Below are 21,625 nucleotides of genomic sequence, written 5' to 3'. Positions count from 1 at the left end.
GTTTGTATTTCTATAAGGTTAAATAATTTATGGTAATAACTGTTTGGTTGTATATCTGTAAATTCTCAAGATAATTCAGTTCAATATCTGTCGCATTTTCTACACTTTGTATGTATTGAAAAAAGTCTATCTCACCGTTTTTAAAACTACTTCCAGCTGTTTTTATAATTTCCTGAGATAAAGATTTTCCTTGAGCTTCATAATAACTTACTGCGTCTTCATATTGTTGAAGTTTTGCCAATAGCTTATTGTATTCTGAAAAAAGTTTTGCTTTATAATCATTTTGTTGCTCTTCAATAATCTCTCTTGCAATCTTTGAAGCTTTTATTTTGGATAATTTCCCACCAAACAACAACGGAATTTTAATTCCGAGTTGATATCCTTTAACATTACTATTTAGAGCATCGTTGCTCCCTTGAAAATATTCTACACTTAAATCGGGAAGTAAATGTTGTTTTTCCTGCTGATGCAATGCATTGTAATAGGTTTTTGAGGCTTCAAAATATTGTAAACCAATATTATTTTCTTTAGAAATAGTTTTCAAAGGAAGTTTTATCAACGCGTTCTCTTCAATTACAATACCGTCTACTTGCACCACTTCTTTAAGTTGCTCATAATTCAAAATTGCTTCTTGCTGTGCCTGACTAAAAAGCGTTTGTAATTGCTTTTGCTTCGATTTTGCGGTAATCATTTCTAAATAATTCGTCTCTCCCAATTCAAAACGACGCGCTGCTACTTTAGCGAAATTTTGATACAAACTATCTAAAAACCGATAAGTTTTGACTTTATTCTTAGCATAACTCAAATTGTAGAAAGACAAATACACCTCTCTTTTAACTTCTTCTAATTTGATATTGTAATTAGACTTTTCTATGCTGTTTTTGGCTTTATTTACCTTTTTATTAGCAAAATAAACCGTTGGAAATTTAAAGTCTTGTGCGATTCCAAACACCTTTAAAGGATCTCCGTTTATTGCTAAATTATTCTCATCATAATTGTAATAAATTGATGTTTTGTCAAAATCGAAAGCACTTCCTATTAATGCTTCAGATTCATCAACTTTTAAAGACGATGCTTTTAAACCTGCATTGTTTTCAATAGCCAATGCAACTGCTTCATCAATCGTTAATGGTTTCTGCTGTGCACTTATTGTGAATGAGAGCAGTATAATTACCACTGAAGCTATTCCTTTTTTATTCATTTTTAATGCTGTTTTTTCTTCAAACCAAGCGTATAAAACAGGTAATACAACTAAAGTTAAAATTGTTGCTGTTACCAATCCACCAATAACTACTGTTGCTAAAGGGCGTTGTACTTCAGCTCCTGCATTTGTTGAAATTGCCATCGGTAAAAACCCTAAGGCTGCAGCTGCAGCTGTTAATAAAACCGGACGTAAACGTTCCGATGTTCCTTTTTTAATTCGCTCATCAACCTCAGTAATACCCTGCTCTTTAAGCTCTTTAAAATGTTCGATTAAAACAATGCCATTTAATACGGCGATTCCAAAAAGTGCAATAAAACCAACACCTGCAGAAATACTAAAAGGCAAATCTCTAATCCATAATAATAAAATGCCTCCAACCGCAGACAACGGAATCGCAGAATATACCATAAGCGCTTCTTTAACCGAATTAAATGCAAAGTAGAGCAAGATAAAAATAAGCACCAATGCAATTGGAACTGCCACCATTAAACGTGCTTTTGCGCTTTGTAAATTTTCAAATTGCCCGCCATACGTAATCGTGTACCCTGTAGGTAATTTAAGGTTGCTTTCAATAATGTTTCTAACATCATCTACAACCGATTGTAAATCTCTGTTTCTAACATTAATACCAACTACAATACGACGCTTGGTGTCGTCTCTCGAAATTTTTGCAGGACCCGTTGTATATTTAATTTCGGCTAATTCTCTCAACGGAATTTTCGTTCCATTAGTTGTATCTACATATAAATTTTGAAGACTTTCTAAGTTTTTTCGATGCGCTTCATCTAAACGAATCACCAAATCAAAACGCTTTTCACCTTCAAAAACATTTCCTACTGTTCCGCCAGCAAATCCCATAGAAATCACCTGGTTTAAATCAGCTATATTTAAACCATAACGTGCAATTTTACTTCGGTTGTAACTCACACTCATTTGAGGTAAACCTTCTACTTTTTCAATCGTAATATCTGATGCTCCTTCAACATTTTGAATCAGTGATTTTATTTCATTTGCTTTATTTGCTAAAACGGATAAATCTTCACCAAAAATCTTTACCGCAACATCAGCTCTAACTCCAGTAATTAACTCGTTAAATCGCATTTCGATAGGTTGTGTAAACTCTACTTCCATACCAGGAATTATGGTCAAAGTTTCTTTAAATTTATCGGCCAATTCATCTTTACTTTTTGCCGATGTCCATTCCTTTTTTGGTTTTAATTTAATAATCACATCACTTTCTTCCATAGACATTGGGTCTGTTGGAACTTCGGCAGCTCCAATTCTACTCACCACTTGGTCTACTTCAGGAAAATTATCTAGTAGTATTTGTTCAATTTTTGTTGTTATTTCTATGGTCTTACTTAATGAGGTTCCTGTTTTTAAAACCGGTTGAATTACAAAATCCCCTTCATCTAAAGTCGGTACGAATTCGCCACCCATTTTGCTGAAAATCCAGAAGCTTGAAACCAATAAGAGTACTGAAAGTGAAATCACTGTTTTTTTATGTCCTAGCGCCCAATTTATAATTGGCTTATACCCTTTATTTAAGAATTTCATTAAGCGTACTGAAATGTTTTTGTCGCTCTGTATGCTTGGTTTTAGAAACATGGAAGAAATTACGGGAACATAGGTTAAACAAAATAACATTGCCCCAATTAATGCAAAACTGAAGGTTAATGCCATTGGTTTAAACATTTTTCCTTCCACACCACTTAATGATAAAATTGGAATGAAGACGATAAGGATGATCAGTTGGCCAAAAATGGCAGAATTCATCATTTTAGATGCGCTTTTTAATGTAATAGTATCTACATCTGCTTGCTGTTCTTCTTTTGATAAGGATTGTATTTTAACCGCTTGAGCTGTAATTCGAAAAGCAATAAATTCCACAATAATAACAGCTCCGTCAATGATAATTCCAAAATCGATCGCTCCCAAACTCATCAAGTTGGCGTCAATTCCGAAAATATTCATTAATGAAATTGCAAATAGTAAACTTAAAGGGATTACTGAAGCAACTACCAAACCAGAACGTAAGTTTCCTAACAATAAAACCACTACAAAAATTACGATGAGAGATCCTAATATTAAATTTTCGGCTACTGTAAAAGTGGTTTTGCCAATCAGTTCACTTCGCTCTAAAAAACCATTAATATAAACGCCTTCTGGTAATGAGTTTTGGATGGAAGCTACACGTTCTTTAACAGCATCTATTACTTCTTTGGAGTTACCATCTTTTAGCATCATAACTTGTCCTAAGACTTTTTCTCCTTCTCCATTTCCTGTAATGGCTCCAAAACGAGTGGCACTACCAAAACCAACCTTTGCAATATCCTTTATGTAAATTGGCAAACCTTCATTTTTAACAACGATATTCTCAATATCTTCAAGCGAGGATACCAATCCTTCACCTCGAATAAAAAAGGATTTATTTGTCTTTTCAATATAACCACCACCAGCAACACTATTATTTTTTTCTAGTGCCATGTAAATATCTGAAATAGCGATGTTCATTGCTTTTAATTTCTGCGGATTGATAGCAACTTCGTATTGTTTTAAAAATCCACCCCAAGTATTGACTTCAACTACTCCAGGTATTCCGGAGAGTTGCCGTTTTACAATCCAATCTTGAATGGTTCTTAGTTCTGTAGCAGAATAACGATTTTCGTATCCTGGTTTTACATCTAAAATGTATTGGTAAATTTCACCCAAACCAGTCGTTATTGGTCCCATTTCTGGAGATCCAAAACCTTGAGGAATTTTCTCTGAAGCCGATTTTATTTTTTCGGCAATGAGTTGTCTTGGTAAAAAGGTGCCTAAATCATCACTAAAAACAATAGTGACAACCGAAAGACCAAATTTTGAAACCGAACGAATTTCTTCAACGCCTGGTAAATTAGCCATTTCTAATTCCACAGGATAGGTAATAAATTGTTCAACATCCTGAGTCGACAAATTTCGGGATGTAGTAATAACCTGTACTTGGTTATTGGTAATATCAGGAACGGCTCCAATAGGTATTTGAGTTACCGAGAAAACCCCGAAGCCAATAATAAAGGCTATTAATAAAAGAATAATAAGTTTATTCTTTAAACTGAATTTTATAATATTTTCTAACATAATTCATGTATAAAAACGTTGTAAGCTATTGATAAACAGCTTATAATGAAATGATTTTAATCAGTATGAATTATGCGCACTTAGGTGGTTGAAAAACAGCATGTTTCTCGAAAATAGAATGGGATTCTTTATAAAAAAAATTGAAAGGAATTTCAACAAATGAAGGATGCTCAATATTGTAATTTGTTGAATTTATAGTAAAAGGAATGTGAATATGAGAGCACATTTGATGGTCTCCCTTAAAAGGTAAATTTTCATGTTCTTTATGATCACTGCCATGGGTATACTTTTCACTACCATAATGCTCTGCTATAAACTCAAAAAAACTATCTCCATAGGTTTTTTGATGAAATTCTGCATGTTCTAATAACACCTTGAATTTAGAAACATCCTCAAGGTTAATATTAAAACTCTGCACGAGAATTAATAATGAATACGATATGGCAAACAATTTACTCATGTGAATGCCGAAGGTACAAAAAACTTAAAAGTTTTTACGTAACAAAAGTTACATTATTTGAAAGATACCTATTTTTTAATATGATAAATAAAAATTAAAAACCGCTCCTGTTTTTAATAAGAACGGTTTTTATTTATAATTACTCTCTAACTCCTAATTTCTTTAAAATGGTTTCTAAGAGGCACCATTTTGTAAATGCAGATTGAATTAAATTTACACCAATAAATACAGTAAACCACATCCAATTTGGATGAACATAAATAGTAAGCACAACACTTAATAATACCATTGTACCAACGATAATTCTAAAATACTTATTTAACATTTTAATTAATTTTTAAGTTTAAATATATTTTTCAATAGGAACTACAACCGCTTTTATTGGGTTATTCGTATCTAAATTTTGATTAAATTCTTTTATAAGGTCGAATAACTCATCGATCTTTTCTTCTTCTGTAAAAGAAAAAAACAAACTTGATTCTGCTCCTCCTTTTTCACTTGGAAACCAACTCGTAGTCATTAACAAAGACTCAACATTTTTATATCCGTCAATTTCTGAACCACTAAAGCTTTCAATTTTTGCCTTCTTGAAAAGTTGTAGTATTTCCTTTTGAAATTGTTCTACAACGGTAACTATTAATAATTTCATTTGAATTGTTTTATTTTGAATTTTTGACAAATGGAATTCGACTTAAAAGTATCCTTATACAATATCAAACCCAGTTGTCTCATTTCATCTTATTTATAATTTTTACGTTCAATCATATAATAAACTAATGGTACAACCAACAATGTTAACACAGTTGATACAATTGTTCCTCCCATTAACGAAATTGCTAATCCTTGGAAAATTGGGTCAAAAAGGATTACAAATGCTCCAATTACAACGGTTCCAGCTGTTAATAAAATTGGTGTTGTTCTAACTGCTCCAGCTTCAATAGCTGCTTGTTTTAATGGCACACCTTCTGCTGTTCGCAGATTGATAAAATCAATCAGTAATACCGAGTTCCTCACCATAATTCCTGCTAGCGCAATCATTCCAATAAATGAAGTTGCTGTAAAAAATGCACCCATCATCCAGTGTCCTAATATGATTCCGATTAATGATAACGGAATTGCAACCATCATCACAACTGGTGCTTTAAAGTTTTGGAACCATCCAACTATTAAAATATAAATCAAAATGATGGCTCCTAAAAAGGCAATTCCTAAATCTCTAAATACTTCTAAGGTAATTTGCCATTCACCATCCCATTTTACTGTATAATCATCTTCAAAATCTGGTTGACCCAAATACATTTCGTTAATCTCGTAACCTGCAGGCAATGGAATTTCTTTTAATTTCTTTTCCATTCCTAATATTGCATATGCTGGACTTTCTAGCTCTCCAGCCATATCTGCCATTACATATACCACTCGCTTTTGATTTTTACGATAAATACTCTTAGCAGCAGTAGTTTGTTTGACATCTACTAAATCTGCAATAGGAACCATATTTCCTTGCTTAGACTTCACTTTCAATTGAGAAATATCACTAATAGTCGATTTCTCTTTTTCATCTAAAGCTAATACTAAACCTACTTGATTTGAAGCATCTTCATCATACAAATTGGTGATTGCTCTGTTAGACAACGCCATATTCATGGTATAGGCAATTTGTTGTGGTGCAACACCGTACAACATTGCTTTTTCTTTATCAATATTGAACTGATATTCTGTTTGATCGTCTTCAACCATCCAATCAATATCTACAACATCTTCAGAATTCTTTAAGATATCCTGAACGCTGTTAGCAATTTTCATTTGCTCATCATAATCTGGTCCATAAACTTCAGCAACAATGGTAGATAATACTGGAGGTCCTGGTGGAACTTCAACTAATTTTACATTCGCATTGTATTTTGAAGCTATTTTTTGAATATCTGGACGTAACAATTTTGCTATATCATGACTTTGAGCACTACGATCTTTTTTATCCAATAAATTCACCTGAATATCTGCCATATTACTTCCTCCACGTAAATCGTAATGACGTACCAAACCATTAAAAGTGATTGGAGCCGAAGTTCCAATATAATTCTGATAATTCACCACTTCTGGACGTGTAGATAAGTATTGCGAGATTTCTTGAGCAACAACACCTGTTCTTTCCAGTGTTGTACCTTCAGGCATATCTATTACTACTTGGAATTCATTTTTATTATCAAAAGGTAACATTTTCACAGCAACCGATTTGGTAACAAACAACACCATTGTTCCCATTAACAACAGGAAAGTTCCTGCTAAAAACAACCAACGTTTAGTTTTGTTTTCTAATAAAGGTCTTTCAAACTTGTTGTAAATCTTATAAATTAAAGTGTCTTCAACTGGTTTTTCAGGTTTCTCCTCTACTCCTTTTTTATCTTTCTCTCTCAAGAAAATGTATCCTAAATATGGAGTAATGGTTAATGCTACAAATAATGATAAAATCATTGCAATAGATGCTCCAATAGGCATTGGCGCCATATATGGCCCCATTAACCCTGATACAAACGCCATTGGTAATACCGAAGCAATTACCGTAAATGTTGCCAAGATTGTTGGGTTACCAACTTCGTTGATGGCATATAAAGCAGCTTGTTTGAATGGCAAGCGTTTCATTTTAAAATGCCTGTGCATATTTTCAGCAATAATAATAGAATCATCTACCACAATACCTGTTACAAATACTAACGCGAATAAGGTAATTCTGTTTAAAGTATAATCTAACATATAATAACTTAACAGCGTTAAGGCAAACGTAATTGGTACTGATAAGAACACTACCAATCCTCCACGCCAACCCATTGCTAACATTACCACAAGTGTAACAGCAATGATAGAACCAATAAGGTGTAATAATAATTCTGACACTTTATGAGATGCTGTTTCACCATAATTTCTAGTGATTTCAACATGCACATCATCTGGAATTAACGTTGAGCGTAAGTGTTCAACTTTATCAATAATAACATCTGCAATTTTCATTGCATCCGCTCCTTTTCTTTTCGCTACTGAAATAGTAACTGCAGGATATTCTGATTTATATTCTGAAGCTTTTTCACTTCCTTGTCCAAATCCTAATGACACATAATTTTGTGGAACTTCAGGACCATCAATAATCTTTGCAACTTGTTTTAAGTAAATAGGTTGATTTTGTTGTACACCAACTACTAAATTTTCAACATCGGTAACAGACTCTAAAAACTTACCTGTATTTACTAAAAACTCGGTGTCATTTTTATCAAAACTTCCTGAATTTAATTGTGAGTTATTCGCTTTGATCATTTCAGAAACCGATAAGAAATCTAATCCGCTAGAAGCTAATTTATCTTTATCTAAAACTACACGCAATTGTCGGTTTCTACCTCCAATTTTATGTGTGATAGCAACATCATTTACTTTTTTAATTTCACTTTCTAGCTCCTGAGCCATTTGGCTTAATTGATAATCATCGTAGTTTTCACTCCACAATGTTAACCCTAACATAGGCACATCATCAATAGCACGTGTTTTTACTAATGGAAACGTTACACCTTTCGGCATTTGATCCATATGTTTATTGATTTCGTTATATAACTTTACAAACGAACGTTCAATATCTTCACCAACATAAAACTGAACAATGACCATTCCTTGCTCTTTCATTGATGTTGAATACACATACTCAACACCTTTAATGTTGGAAATTAATTTTTCTAATGGTTTTATAACTCTCGATTCCACTTCCGTAGGACTCGCTCCCGGATATCCAACAAAGATGTCCGCCATTGGCACATCAATTTGTGGTTCTTCTTCACGTGGAATTAAAAACGAACTATACACTCCAATAACCATAAACACGATCATTAGAAGCACAGTAAGCTTAGAGCCTATAAAGCTTTTGGCAATTTTTCCTGCTAAACCTTCTTTCATAATTTATATTTTTTTTAGCGTTTTAACTGGCTATTCGTTTCAATCTTTTTATATGTCATTGCGAAGTAAATTTCTTAATTTACTGTGGCAATCTCTTAATCGATTAGGAGATTACAACGTCGCTATACTCCTCGTAATGACAACTTATTTATTAAGTTAAAAAGAATTTTCACTACTACCCTCAACGCGGCTTATTTGTTATTTAATTGAGATCTTTGCTCCGTTGTATAATTTTCCTTCCGCAGAAACGATATATGATTCTTTAGCTGATAAACCAGATAAAACCTCAACATTGTCTCCAAAAGTTCTTCCTAATCGTAACCAACGTAACACAGCTGTATTACTTTGGCTAACTGTATATACTCCTGTAAGTTGACCTTTTTCAACAATAGCACTTGTTGGAATTAAAATCATTGTTGAAGCCGTTGCTTTTTTAGCTACTGGAAACTGAACGGTTGTAAACATTCCTGATAAAATTTTAGCATCTGTTTTATCTAAAGCTACTTTTACTAAGAATTGTCCGCCTGTATTTTTTGCCGATGTACTCACTTCTGTTACTTTTCCTTTTAATGTTTCATTGATAGATTTTACAACCACACTAACTTCAGTTCCTTTTTTAATTTGAGATATTTCACTTTCTGGAACCATTGCCATTACTTCAAATTTTCCTGGAGCTTCCACAGAAATTAAAGGCATTCCTGGATTTGCCATATCACCTGCTTCAATGTTCTTACTCGTTACAACACCATTAAATGGAGCTGTTATATTAGCATATTTAAATTGAGCATTTACCTCATTCTTCATTTGATTTGCAGCTTCTAAACGTGCTTTAGCCATTTCGAAATGTGCTGTCATATCATCCATTTCTTTTTGTGAAGCACTTTTTTCAGCAAACAAACTCTTAAAACGATTGTAATCTTTTTCTGCATTGTTATACGCTGCAGTTGCTTCTGTAATACCTGCGTTTACTTGAGCACGTTTTGCTTGTAAATCAGCATTGTTTATAGACATTAATAATTGTCCTTTGCTAACTTTATCTCCAACATTTACGTAAACCTTGTTTACAAACCCCATCATACGAGTGCTTAAATCGGCACTGTTTTCTGCTTGAATTTTTCCACTTGCTGTTACAAAAGGATTGTTACCGTCTGCTTGTACTGCTTTTACTTTTACAGCAATTGGTGTTGAATTATCTGTTGTTACTTTTTTATCATCACTTCCACAACTTGTTACTAAAAGGGATAATGATACTAGAGCGATTGTGTATATATATTTCTTCATCTTAAAAATTATTCTTTAGTTAAAAATTGTACGTATGCATATGCATAATTGTGTTGGAAAATTGTTGCATAATATTCTAATTGCTTTTGTGCATACTTCGCTTCAGACATTAATAAATCAGTTGTTTTTTCTAATCCTTGTTCGAATCTGTTTTTTCTGATTCTTAATGATTCTTCTGATTGTTGTAATGCTAATTCGGTAAGAGCTAAATTATTTTTAGCATCTTGTAACATACGTTTTGCCTTATTTAGTTCAACCTGACTTTTAGCCATATAATCTTGCAACTCTATTTCAGCTTTTTCAAACTCAGCTTTACTTTTTTGAGCTTTTCCAAAACGCTTAGAACCTTGAAAAATATCCCAGCTTAATTGTACCCCAACTAAATATCCGTTAGCATCTGCTTGAAAAATTTTATCGTCGTATAATTCATAACTTCCAAAAGCATTTAAACGAGGTAAAAACGTCATTTTATCTGCTTTATGCATTTGTTGGTAAGCGTCTTTAGCGTATGTCATTGCTTGGATATCTGCTCTGTTTTCAGACAATCCATCAACAGAAATTGCTTCCGTAGTTACCGTTAAAGAATCTGATGGTTTAAAAATGCTATACGTTTTATCGTTCATTAGTACCGATAAGTAGTTTGATGCATTTTCAATATTACTTTTAGCATATTGTAACTGATTGTTGATTTCGGTTACACGAACCTCTACAGCCAAAACATCTGCTCTTTGTAAATAACCTTGTTTAAAACTGTTATCTGCTAATCGTTTATTTTCTAAAGCTGTTTCTTTTACTTTTTCTAAAACATCTACCGTTTTATACGCTAATTGTAATTGCATATAAGCCTTTTCAACCTCTAACTCTATATAATCTTTAGTTCTTTCAGATTGTAACTTAGTTGCATTCAACTTTGCTTTTGCCGCTTTACGTTGAAAAATTCCGTCTACATTTATTAAAGGTTGTTGTACTTCAATTTTAGTTGCGAAATTTTTGGTTTCTGCCGGATCATTTAATAAAGCAGGATTGAAATCGTTTTGTGTAAGAATTTCCTGATTTAATTTGGAACCAAAAGCCATTAACGGATTTGTAGTTGCTATTCCTGTATGAGATGCTGTAATATTTGGTAAAAACACAGCGTTGGTTTGATTAAAATCTCCTTTTGCTGCTAAAATATCTTGCTGTGATATCTTAATAGTATTGTTATTTTCTTTTACTTTAGAAATAACTTCACTTTTAGTTACCGTTACTACTTCTTGCGCCTTTACAAAGGAAGAAAGTAATATTAATGGTATTATTAACAATTTGTTTTTCATTATATAATTCAATTAATTTGACGCAAAATTACCACGCATAAACGCGCTAGTAAGTAACATTTGTTACCTAGGGGAGAATGATAAAAAGGGGATTGTTCTTTCTAGAATTTATAGCCTACACCAAGTATCCAATAAAAGGTGTTCTCTAAATTTTCTTTTATGACAGAGTCTTCAATAAGAAGTGTTGGTTCGTTTTGCGGTAATACAAAAGAAGGTATAAATGAAATTATAAATGAATTATCTGTAAACCAGATTGGTAAACTAAATTCAATTGCCATAATATCGAAGTTTTCGCTTTCTTGTATATTTATTTGGGCTGTTTGTTGTGAGCCACTTCCTTGTCCAGAACCTCCTTTTCTATTACCAAAGCGATTATTTATATAGTATTGCTCATAAAAATTTTGAGACCCTAAATGAATTCCTGCTGTGGGAGAAAATTGAAATTTATTGTCCGAACTCATAAAATCATGACTTATTTCTGATGACAAAAAGAAATCCGAATCATCACCTTTATTAAGGTATGTACTCGCTATTATTCCTAAATTAATAATACTAAAATCATATTTAAAACTTGCTGTTAAATCTATCTCAACTTCTGAAATAACATTATAACTATCATCATTAAAAAAATATTTAGTAACAGAAATATCTCCTTCTAATTTTTTTGATGTAAAATCAAATCCCGCTGTAAGTAAAAACAAATCTATTCTGTTTTCTTCCGACCCTGTTAAATACGAAAAAGAACCTTTTGCATATAACCCAGATTTATTATGATACATTATTGAAGGATATAAATAGGGTGCTGCTATCGAATCTTTTCTACCCATAAAAACCGCATCATTTATAAAACTCACATCTGCTAGCACATACGATGAATCTTTTTCTTTTACGTAAGACGAATCATTTACTACAATATTTTGATCAATATCTTTGTTTTGGCTAATTATAGTACCACTGAATAAATAAAAAAGGACTAATAGTGTAGTAAATTTAAACTTTGTAGTTTTCATAATATTAGGCTTTAAGAATAAAAAAGGATTTATAATAATTATAAATCCTTTTTATTGATTTATTACTTTCCTTTTTTCATAACCTTTTTCTGAACAACAGGCTTTTTCTGAACTTTTTTCTTCATTAAATTCTTACTCGCTTTTTTATTTTTTTGAAGCAGCATTTTTCTTTGTGTATAGGTATTTCGGTACATTTTACCTTCTAAATTAACACACTCTCCATCTTTTAAACGTAATTGCTTTCTATCTTTTGTCTGATAAGAACCATCGGGATTTACCATAGAGCCATCACTAAGTTTTAATTGTTTTTGTAATCTATTTTGTTCTTGATTTCTAATTTGTAAAACTTCACCATCAACTAGCATGTAATGAACTCTATTTTGATTTCGTTCTTGAATCTGAGCTTGTGATAATCCTTTATTTTCTTGTTGTACTTTGTATCTGTATTGATATTCGTTACGATATTTTACACCATCTACATCCATACATTCTCCATCTTTTAAACGAAGTTTTTGTTGGTCTTTTGTCTGATATCTTCCATTTAAACTAAGAACTGTTCCGTCGTTTAAGGTTACTTTATCTTTTAATCGAATTTGATCTCGATCCCTGATTTGTAAAACATCACCATCAACTAACATTAATCGTACTTGATCTCTATCTCTAACTTGGTCTGGGTCTTGTGCACTCATAGTTGCTGTTCCTAAAACAACAAAGGCTATTACTAAAAGTATTTTTTTCATTTTGATACATTTTTGGGTTATAATTATGTAAATGTATATACATCATTAATAAATAAAAATGACTTATATCATACTAATTATTTTAAAATCAGTTTTTTAAATGAAAACACCTGCTTATAAGCAGGTGTTTTCATTTAAAATTTAAGAAGTGTGAAAATTCAACTTCTTTAAAATTTATTATTTTTTGATAATTGTATCTAAAACGGTTTGTTTATCTAATTTTTTAGTACAGAAAAACCAATCTTCGCATTCTAAATCATCAGTATTTGTCATTCTTTCTTCAGCAACACCACAAGACCCTGCTGGTGAAATAATAACATCATCTCCAGGATTCCAATCTGCTGGGGTTGCTACATTAAAAGCATCCGAAGTCTGCATCGCAATAAGCGCTCTATAAATTTCATCAAAATTACGTCCTAAACTCAACGGATAATATATAATAGCTCTAACAATAGATTTTGGATCAATAAAAAACACGGCTCTTACTGCTTGTGTTTTACTTTCACCTGGTTGAATCATTCCATATTTTTTTGCAACATTCATCGTAATGTCTTCAATTAATGGAAACTTTACTTCGATGTTTTTCATTCCATTAAATTCTATCTTATCTTTAATAGTTCTTAACCAAGCGATATGACTATATAGCCCATCAATAGACAACCCGATAAGTTTACAATTTGCCTTTTCAAATTTTTCTTCAAGATGAGCAAATGTCATAAACTCGGATGTACACACTGGTGTAAAATCTGCTGGATGACTAAATAAAATTGACCATTCTCCTGTATAATCTTCAGGAAAATTAATTTCTCCCTGAGTTGTTACTGCGGTAAATGACGGTGCTTTATCTCCTATTCTTGGCATTGATAGTACTTCTTGTTGTTCTAGTGTTGTTTCCATTTTGTTTTATTCGTTAATTTTTATTTCTACTAATTTTGGTTGTTATTCAGATTTTGTTCCTCCATGTCCACCAGCTACAATTACCATTATTTTAATACTTAAAAAAATGAATTTAAAAAACTGAATGATTGGATTCATCATTATGAATCGTTGATATTTTGATATTCTTTGTGTCATGATACTGCTATTTTTATTCAAGGATTAACTTTTTAGGATTATTCAGGAATTAACCACCAAAATGGTTTCATTTTTGCTTTGTATAAAAAAGCATAATGCAATGCTAGCTTTAACCAATGCCCTGCTAAACCAATAGACCCAAAGGTTTTTCCTAGTTTTCTACCTTGAGTATCTGGGTATTTATGATAATCTGGAACTATTGGAAAAGTAGTGATACTCATTCCGCTTCCTGTTGTTAATCCATAACCTGCAGAAGCAATACACGCAGCACCCATATTTCCCATAGACCCTTTATGATGTAAAGAAATATCACCTCCTTTTTTTATGGTATCTATAATATTATCGGCAACTATTTTTGCTGTAATACCAGAAGGCATTCCTGTTCTTGGAGGAGATGGAGAAATTGGGGTTCCGTTTTTACTTGTACGCGGCTTAGAAATTGGATGTGGTGGAGCAAAGGCAATTCCCGGAGCAAAAATGTTTGGGTATGATGGGTTTTGATAAGTTTCAGGCCAATCTTGAACCGACCATTCTTCATATGGTTTCGGAGTATAATCTGCATCAACAATCATAAAACCTTTAAAAAGTTTATCTGTAATATCTACACCTTCTTTATTATACGCTTTAAAACCATGACCCGAAAAAGCAGGAATTAACATTGCAAAATCGTAGGTTTCGGTTTTAAATTCGCCATCCAAGGTTTCGTAATGTAACTTTCCGTCTTCTATTTTATTCACACCTGCTTCAATGATCCATTTAATCCCTCTATCCTCAAAAATCATTTCTACCATTTCTTTAGATTTCATAGTCATATTTCCATAGCTCATCAACATGCCGTCAATACCAAAATCTCCAAGTTCATGTTCATTTGCAATCCAAGTTATTTCTGCATTCTCTCTTACTTTGTGCTCCCTTAATTCTTGCTCTACATTTAAAATGTATTCAAAAGCTGCTCCTTGACAAGTTGATTTCGCATGTCCTGTACCAATCATAATTTTAGCTTTTTTTCCTTGTTTCATCTGTTGAATCAGTTCACTTAAAGCTTTCCATGCTTCATCTGCATGATGATATGTACAAACGGAATATGTTTTATTAGTACCTGGTATTAACCCTTCTGTAGCTTCAAAATTTAATTTTGGCCCTGTAGCATTAATTAAATAATCGTAGGTAACTTTCTCTTTTTCTCCTTTTCTTTCTTCTGTAACATACTCAACCATCACATAAGGTTTAGCTATATCTTTATCACCTTCAGGATGAAAAGTAACTACCTTTGCTTGTTTAAAACCTATTCCTTTCTTTTTATACAAAGGTGCTAGTGGAAAGTAAATTTCTTTAGATTTCATTCTTCCAATACCAACCCAAATGTTGGAAGGAACCCATTGGTAATTACTATTCGGAGAAACTACAATAACCTCATGTTCTTTAGGTAGTTTTCTTCGTAAATGAGCTGCGGCAACATGGCCTGATATTCCAGCTCCTAAAACAACTATTTTTGACATTTTCTATTATTTAGTTAGGATAAATTTAGTTTAAGATTTTATTACATAAAATGACATTCATCATGTTGGTTGTGTGAACAATACATGTTTAAAGATTTTGTAAAGATTATCCTTTTAAATACTTTTAGAAGTAACTTTTGTTACATTAAAAAGGGTAGCATTAATGCTACCCTTTTTAATATCTTGATAATTGTCTGTTAAAAGCTCTTAAATGATTTTGTGAACCTTTTAATAAATATGAATATACTTGTTTTGCAAAATCGTCTTGTGAGTTGCGTATCGCTCCTTCCAAATCTTCAATATCTTTTTTTTCAATTAATTTACCAACTTCTATTGCTTCAAGTACTGATGTTGATCCGCGAGTAATTAGTGCATCATAAATCTTCTGTAATTCTTTATTGAAAAACACACCTTTTTCTTTACTTATCGTATAATCAATCTTATTTACCTCTAGTAAGTTTTGCATCATCTCCATATGACGTTGTTCACTTTGTTTAATATTATTGAATACTCTTAAATTCCATTTATCACCTAAATATTCATATACATCTCTTGCCATTTTTTCTTCTTCAACCATATATTTCATATCCTCAATTTCACTCATACTTTTATCTTGAGAGAAACTTATATATGAAACCGCTAAAAGAAAAATTAACAGACTGTTTTTAATTATGCTTTTCATGATCTTAATTTATTAATTTGGCTATAAAATTCAGAAATAAAGAACCTTCATACAATGACATTTATCATTAATTACATTGTTCATTACTACTGTTTATTATTGAGTTATACTCTTCTTGTGTTAAATATTGAGGTGTATATTTTTCTCCAAAAATTTCTATAGCAGAAACAAAACTTCTTAAGTGATTTCTTGAACCGCATTGTAAACTTTCAAATACCGAAATAATAGCTGTATTTGAAGTAACTTTAATATTGTTTTCTAAATCCACAATATCTAAATCTTCAATAGTCGCTCCAATTTGTAGTGCTTTTGTTTGATCTATTGCTCCATCAATTACAAACTGATTATAAAGATTTTGTAAATCTTGATTCACAAATAATCCTTCTTCTAAGATTGTGTAATCAATATTGTAAAGATCTAATAAATTAGCAACAGCATTCATATGAGATTGCTCACTGCTTTTAATGTTTGAGAATTGCACAATTCTCCATAAACCGTATAAGTACGAATAAGTATCTCGAGCTAATTTCTCCTCTTCTAACATAAACAACAAAGCTTCTTTATCTGTTTGTGTTATTTCTGTATTATTATTTCCAGTGTTATCATCATCCTTACTACAAGAAATAAAAGAAGTAACTAATATAAGTCCAAATACTACAATAAGTAACCTTGTTCTTTTCATGTCAATATCATTTAAAATTGCTTCACTAATTTCCGACATAACACTCTAACAAACAGCAACTTTTGTTACACAAAAAAAAAACAGCCTATAGGCTGTTTTTTTAATTAGATTAAAATCTATTTTTAAAACTCAGTATTTAAAATTTGTCCGCTTAATTGTAATAATTGTAATTCTATTAGTTTCGCATCAAATTTTGCGTTGTTTAACGCTGTTTTTGTATTTATTAAATTGATTTGTGCTTGCCTGAATTCTATGGATGAAACTTGTCCTAATTTGTAACGCTCTTCCGTTCTATCAAAGTTATTCTGACTTGTAATCACATTTTGTTCTTGAGCTCTTGAAACAAACAGTTTATTTTGATAATCTTCCCAAGTGTTTTTTAAATTATTTTCTAAAGTTTCTTCTTGTTGTTCTAATAAAATCTCTTGATTTTCTAACGCAATTTTCGCATTTGCCACACGTGTTTTTGTACTTCCTCCGTCAAATAAATTCCATGATAAATTTAAACCTGCACTTAACCCGTCTGATGTTGAACCCGTAGCAAATGAAGTTGCCGGATTTTCACTTTTATTCCACCCATAAGAAGTTGTTAATCCTAAACTTGGTAGATAATTTGCTTTGTTAACTTTAATATTAAACTCATTTATAGCTATATTTTTTTCGTTTTGCTTTAACAATACATTATTAGATTTAGCCTCAGATAAAAGATCATCCAAGTTTAACAGTGTACTAAAGCTAACCTCTGTCTCAACATCATAACCAACCTCTTTTGAGACTCCTAGAATAATATTTAAACTACGTTTTGCATTCGCAAATTGCTGTTTCGAATTTATAAAAGCTATACTATCATTATTAACATCTACCTCAGCATTTAACAATTCTAATTTGGTTGACTGTCCATATTCATATTGATATTCTGCACGTTTCAATCGTTGTTTAGATATTTTTAATGCTTCTTGTAAACTTGAGGTGTTCTCAGATAAACGTGCTATTTGAAAATAAACGGTAAATAGTTGTAAATAGGTATTCTCAATCGTTTCTCTAGCCTGTAATTCAGATAAATCATATCGCTCTTTTAACTGATCGTAATTATATTTTCTACCCAAACCATCAAAAATGGTATAATTTAAACCAACAGATGCATTGTACGATTTTGTAACTGCTCCATTAATACTTATAGTGGTGTCTTGACGAACAACTGTTTGGTTTGTATTACTATAATTGGCTCCTGAAGTAGCCGAAATTGTTGGTAAATATCCCGAGTTGTAAATACTAGAATTATTCTTAGCCACTTTAATATTATTATTCGCTATCTTAATACCATAGTTATTTTCTAATGTAATTTTTAACGCTTCTTTTTTGGTTAGTGTATTTTGAGCTACTAGCTGAAAAGAAAATAAAACAGCTCCTATACATATATATTTATTAATGAATTTCATCGCTATCAAATTTAGATTCTATAATTGCTCTTTCAACTTCTTCTTTACTTACTTTATTTCCTGTTTTTAACCATTTTATAAACACTTTTATTGAATTAGAAACCGATAATAATAACGGTAACATTACCAGGGTTAAAATAGTTGCGATTCCAATACCATAAGAAATTGAAATTGCCATAGGCTTTAAAAATTGAGCTTGTCTACTTTTTTCTAATAATAAAGGTGCTAGACCTGCAATGGTTGTTAATGATGTTAATAAAATAGCTCTAAAACGAGATTGACCTGCTCTAATTAAAGCTTCATCATATTTTACCCCTTCTTTTAAATAACTGTTGAATTTCCCTATTAAAACTAATCCGTCATTTACCATAATTCCTATTAAAGCAATAATTCCTAACCAAGATAAAATACCAATTGCAAATCCGTGAAAATAATGCCCCCATACTACTCCTATCATACTAAAAGGAATCATTAAAATCAATAAAATTGGCTGACTGTAAGATCTAAATGTGAATGCAATTGTTATATAGATTAACAACAAAATAATAGGGCCTACTACATTTACAGAATCTGTTGTCTTTTTAGCCTCTCTATTTTGTCCTTCATATAAAGGAGAAACTGTTGGATACTTAGAGGTAATCTCTGGCATTAATCTCGTTTTAATATCCTCTATAATTTCCGTTGCTCCTTCACCTGGTGTTTTTAAATCTGCAGAAATTTGAATTTCTCTTTTTCCACTTAAATGATTAATAGCGATATCTCCCCTTTCAATTTCATAAGTAGCAATTTCAGAAAATGGAATTCTCGTTCCGTTAGGAGCTACAATTCTCATTTCATCTAAATTTTTTATAGAAGATCTATCTTTTTTGTCGTAACGTACCCAAACTTTTATTTCGTCTTGTCCACGTTGAAAACGTTGTGCTTGGAACCCAAAAAAACCATAACGTACTTGCGACATTACCGATTGTAAATTTAATCCGAGTAAATACGCATTATCTTTCAGTTTAATTTTCACTTCCTTAATTCCTGCCGGATCATTATCTGCAACATCTTTTAAAAGAGGATTGTTTTCCAATTCATCTTTCAACTCTTTTTTGGCTGCTTTCAATTCTTCAATATTACTTCCTAATAAAGAAACAGCTACCGGGCTACCCCCAAAATTCCCTCCAGAACCGAACATTAAGCTTTCTACACCATATACTTTTCCTACCTTATCTCTAATTGAATTGGTGATTTCTGGTGATGAAAAATCTCTAGATTCTCCAGGCAATAAGTTTACTGTTAATGTTGCATTTGCGGTACCTGGACCTACTCTTTTAATTACATTTTGAACAACATCAATATTTCCAGTTTGTTTTTGGGTGTATTCTTTATTGATAATCCAAACTTTTTCTTCGATTGAAGATATAATGGAATCTGTAATTTTTTCATTGGTTCCTTGTGGCATATTTAGCGATATCTGAACTCTATCACTTGCTATAGAAGGGAAAAATGATGTTTTTACAATTCCTCCACCAATTCCTGCAAAACTGAAAATTAACAATGCAATAGGAATTGCGAAAGCAAAAAGCTTATTTTGAAGAGAAAATCTTAGAAATGGCATGTAATATTTATCTCTAATATTTACTAAAAAGCCATCTGCTTTCTCATTCACTTTTGTAAAAAAAGCATCTAATTTATTCTCTTTTATAGCTATTCCATTTTCATCTTTTTTTCTTTGAAGCGCTTTCGAATGAGCAATATGTGCTGGCAAAATAATTAAAGCTTCTACCAAAGAAACAGATAGTGTGAGCAATACAATAGTAGAAACTTCACTAAAAAAACTACCTATTCTTCCATCCACAAAAAAGAAGGTAGAAAAGGCAATTATAGTTGTTAAAATTGCTGAAACAATTGGCGGAATTACTTCCATGGTTCCATCAATAGCGGCTTTAATCTTAGATTTTCCTAAATCGTAATAATGATGATAAATGTTTTCTCCAATTACAATTCCGTCATCAACCAAAATACCAATAACAATAATCATCCCGAAGAGTGATAATACATTAATAGTAACGCCTAATTGTGCTGCAAAAATAAACATTCCGAAAAAGGCTATCGGCAAACCAAAAGCTACCCAAATAGCTAATCTTACATTTAAAAACAAGGCCAAAAACAACAATACTAATAAGATCCCAAAAATTCCGTTTTCTATTAATAGTTGCGTTCTTCCATTTAATGTAACTGAAGAATCACTAGAAACATTTAACTGAACATTTTCGTGTTGTTGATTAAATTTATGAATGTATTCTTTAATTTTATCTGCCGATGAAATTAAATCTTCATTGTTTGTATTACTTACCGTAATATCAATAGCTAGATTTCCATTATAGTACAATCTATCTGGATTCTCTGACCAAATATCTTTTACTTCTGCAACATCTTTTAACCTTATAATATTTCCTGAAGATTCTGTTCTAACAATTAAATTTTGAAGCTCAATTCCATAATAAGAACGATTGCTTGCTCGGATTAAATAATCTTCTTCATCTGTTTTTATGTTACCACCTGTAATTAAGATATTTGAATTTCTTATAGCATTAGCAACTTCTGTAAAAGACATATTAAATGCACGTAGATCATTTTCTCTAACAGCAATTTCTATTTCTTCTTCGGGAAAACCAGATAAATCTACTTGGGAAATTCCGTCAATACCTCGTAAATCATTTTCAATATTTCTAGCATATTGCTTTAATGTGGTTAGTGGTAAATTTTCCCCACTAACGGTAAAACTAATGGTGGATCTAATATTTTCTACTTTTGCAATAACTGGTGGTTCCATTCCGCTAGGAAAAGACGGAACTCTATCTACTGCATTTTTTACATCCGATAAAACAACATCAATATTTTTTCCTTTTTCTACTTCTACATATACTCTTGCAGAGTTTTCAAGAGAAACTGATGTTATTCTTTCTACACCGACAATTCCTTTTAAATTGTCTTCAATTTTTAACACAACTCCTTCTTCCATTTCTTGTGGAGAAGCCCCTGGATATACCAAATTAATGCTGATTAATTGCGAATCTACCAACGGAAAGAAAGACGACTTCATACTTAAAGCACCTAATAATCCGAAAACGATAAACGCAATTATAAAAACATTAACAGCAACCGGATATTTAATAAAATAGGTTATTATTTTTTTCATT

The 21,625-nt window shown here is 31.7% G+C and carries 16 protein-coding genes; all 16 read right to left on the bottom strand.

Features of this window, described 5'->3' with window-relative positions:
• Nucleotides 1-10: 10 nt before the first annotated feature.
• Entirely contained in the window at nt 11-4,324 is a 4,314-nt protein-coding gene (locus C7447_RS03350) for a CusA/CzcA family heavy metal efflux RND transporter (protein WP_148868761.1), read from the bottom strand.
• A 70-nt stretch (nt 4,325-4,394) separates the two neighbouring features.
• Complete coding sequence (locus tag C7447_RS03345) at nt 4,395-4,784, bottom strand: hypothetical protein (protein WP_148868760.1); 390 nt, start codon at nt 4,782-4,784, stop codon at nt 4,395-4,397.
• A gap of 139 nt (nt 4,785-4,923) precedes the next feature.
• Entirely contained in the window at nt 4,924-5,109 is a 186-nt protein-coding gene (locus tag C7447_RS03340; RefSeq protein ID WP_148868759.1) for a YgaP family membrane protein, read from the bottom strand.
• Nucleotides 5,110-5,127: 18 nt separating this feature from the next.
• On the bottom strand, nt 5,128-5,433 hold the full coding sequence (locus tag C7447_RS03335; protein ID WP_148868758.1) for a hypothetical protein: 306 nt from the start codon (nt 5,431-5,433) through the stop codon (nt 5,128-5,130).
• 89 nt (nt 5,434-5,522) lie between these two features.
• Nucleotides 5,523-8,717 (bottom strand): efflux RND transporter permease subunit, encoded by a 3,195-nt coding sequence (locus C7447_RS03330; RefSeq protein WP_148868757.1) that lies wholly within the window; start codon nt 8,715-8,717, stop codon nt 5,523-5,525.
• Between the two features lie 198 nt (nt 8,718-8,915).
• A complete protein-coding gene (locus tag C7447_RS03325) occupies nt 8,916-9,998 on the bottom strand; it encodes an efflux RND transporter periplasmic adaptor subunit (protein ID WP_148868756.1) in 1,083 nt (360 codons plus the stop codon).
• Nucleotides 9,999-10,006: 8 nt separating this feature from the next.
• Complete coding sequence (locus tag C7447_RS03320; RefSeq protein WP_148868755.1) at nt 10,007-11,311, bottom strand: TolC family protein; 1,305 nt, start codon at nt 11,309-11,311, stop codon at nt 10,007-10,009.
• Between the two features lie 101 nt (nt 11,312-11,412).
• Entirely contained in the window at nt 11,413-12,321 is a 909-nt protein-coding gene (locus C7447_RS03315; RefSeq protein WP_148868754.1) for a hypothetical protein, read from the bottom strand.
• A 62-nt stretch (nt 12,322-12,383) separates the two neighbouring features.
• Nucleotides 12,384-13,061, bottom strand: a complete 678-nt coding sequence (locus tag C7447_RS03310) for a DUF6799 domain-containing protein (RefSeq protein WP_148868753.1) — start codon at nt 13,059-13,061, stop codon at nt 12,384-12,386.
• A 177-nt stretch (nt 13,062-13,238) separates the two neighbouring features.
• Nucleotides 13,239-13,958, bottom strand: a complete 720-nt coding sequence (locus tag C7447_RS03305) for a peroxiredoxin (protein WP_148868752.1) — start codon at nt 13,956-13,958, stop codon at nt 13,239-13,241.
• Nucleotides 13,959-14,000: 42 nt separating this feature from the next.
• Nucleotides 14,001-14,135, bottom strand: a complete 135-nt coding sequence (locus C7447_RS15030; protein WP_262712196.1) for a hypothetical protein — start codon at nt 14,133-14,135, stop codon at nt 14,001-14,003.
• 38 nt (nt 14,136-14,173) lie between these two features.
• Nucleotides 14,174-15,634, bottom strand: coding sequence for an NAD(P)/FAD-dependent oxidoreductase (locus C7447_RS03300; RefSeq protein ID WP_148868751.1), 1,461 nt, complete (start codon nt 15,632-15,634; stop codon nt 14,174-14,176).
• 175 nt (nt 15,635-15,809) lie between these two features.
• A complete protein-coding gene (locus tag C7447_RS03295; RefSeq protein WP_148868750.1) occupies nt 15,810-16,316 on the bottom strand; it encodes a ferritin-like domain-containing protein in 507 nt (168 codons plus the stop codon).
• Between the two features lie 67 nt (nt 16,317-16,383).
• Nucleotides 16,384-16,998, bottom strand: coding sequence for a DUF2202 domain-containing protein (locus C7447_RS03290; protein WP_148868749.1), 615 nt, complete (start codon nt 16,996-16,998; stop codon nt 16,384-16,386).
• A gap of 122 nt (nt 16,999-17,120) precedes the next feature.
• Entirely contained in the window at nt 17,121-18,437 is a 1,317-nt protein-coding gene (locus tag C7447_RS03285; protein ID WP_148868748.1) for a TolC family protein, read from the bottom strand.
• Nucleotides 18,424-21,624, bottom strand: a complete 3,201-nt coding sequence (locus C7447_RS03280; RefSeq protein WP_148868747.1) for an efflux RND transporter permease subunit — start codon at nt 21,622-21,624, stop codon at nt 18,424-18,426. Before C7447_RS03280 ends, C7447_RS03285 begins: the two co-directional genes overlap by 14 nt.
• Nucleotide 21,625 lies beyond the last annotated feature (1 nt).

The sequence above is a fragment of the Tenacibaculum adriaticum genome (assembly GCF_008124875.1).
GTDB classification, from domain to species: Bacteria; Bacteroidota; Bacteroidia; order Flavobacteriales; family Flavobacteriaceae; genus Polaribacter; species Polaribacter adriaticus.
This window is presented reverse-complemented; position numbering and strand designations above follow the sequence as displayed.

What these genes read in the sequence shown, in the direction of transcription:
- C7447_RS03350 (WP_148868761.1), bottom strand. Translation starts at nt 4,324, where the DNA reads ATGTTAGAAAATATTATAAAATTCAGTTTAAAGAATAAACTTATTATT.
- C7447_RS03345 (WP_148868760.1), bottom strand. Translation starts at nt 4,784, where the DNA reads ATGAGTAAATTGTTTGCCATATCGTATTCATTATTAATTCTCGTGCAG.
- C7447_RS03340 (WP_148868759.1), bottom strand. Translation starts at nt 5,109, where the DNA reads ATGTTAAATAAGTATTTTAGAATTATCGTTGGTACAATGGTATTATTA.
- C7447_RS03335 (WP_148868758.1), bottom strand. Translation starts at nt 5,433, where the DNA reads ATGAAATTATTAATAGTTACCGTTGTAGAACAATTTCAAAAGGAAATA.
- C7447_RS03330 (WP_148868757.1), bottom strand. Translation starts at nt 8,717, where the DNA reads ATGAAAGAAGGTTTAGCAGGAAAAATTGCCAAAAGCTTTATAGGCTCT.
- C7447_RS03325 (WP_148868756.1), bottom strand. Translation starts at nt 9,998, where the DNA reads ATGAAGAAATATATATACACAATCGCTCTAGTATCATTATCCCTTTTA.
- C7447_RS03320 (WP_148868755.1), bottom strand. Translation starts at nt 11,311, where the DNA reads ATGAAAAACAAATTGTTAATAATACCATTAATATTACTTTCTTCCTTT.
- C7447_RS03315 (WP_148868754.1), bottom strand. Translation starts at nt 12,321, where the DNA reads ATGAAAACTACAAAGTTTAAATTTACTACACTATTAGTCCTTTTTTAT.
- C7447_RS03310 (WP_148868753.1), bottom strand. Translation starts at nt 13,061, where the DNA reads ATGAAAAAAATACTTTTAGTAATAGCCTTTGTTGTTTTAGGAACAGCA.
- C7447_RS03305 (WP_148868752.1), bottom strand. Translation starts at nt 13,958, where the DNA reads ATGGAAACAACACTAGAACAACAAGAAGTACTATCAATGCCAAGAATA.
- C7447_RS15030 (WP_262712196.1), bottom strand. Translation starts at nt 14,135, where the DNA reads ATGACACAAAGAATATCAAAATATCAACGATTCATAATGATGAATCCA.
- C7447_RS03300 (WP_148868751.1), bottom strand. Translation starts at nt 15,634, where the DNA reads ATGTCAAAAATAGTTGTTTTAGGAGCTGGAATATCAGGCCATGTTGCC.
- C7447_RS03295 (WP_148868750.1), bottom strand. Translation starts at nt 16,316, where the DNA reads ATGAAAAGCATAATTAAAAACAGTCTGTTAATTTTTCTTTTAGCGGTT.
- C7447_RS03290 (WP_148868749.1), bottom strand. Translation starts at nt 16,998, where the DNA reads ATGAAAAGAACAAGGTTACTTATTGTAGTATTTGGACTTATATTAGTT.
- C7447_RS03285 (WP_148868748.1), bottom strand. Translation starts at nt 18,437, where the DNA reads ATGAAATTCATTAATAAATATATATGTATAGGAGCTGTTTTATTTTCT.
- C7447_RS03280 (WP_148868747.1), bottom strand. Translation starts at nt 21,624, where the DNA reads ATGAAAAAAATAATAACCTATTTTATTAAATATCCGGTTGCTGTTAAT.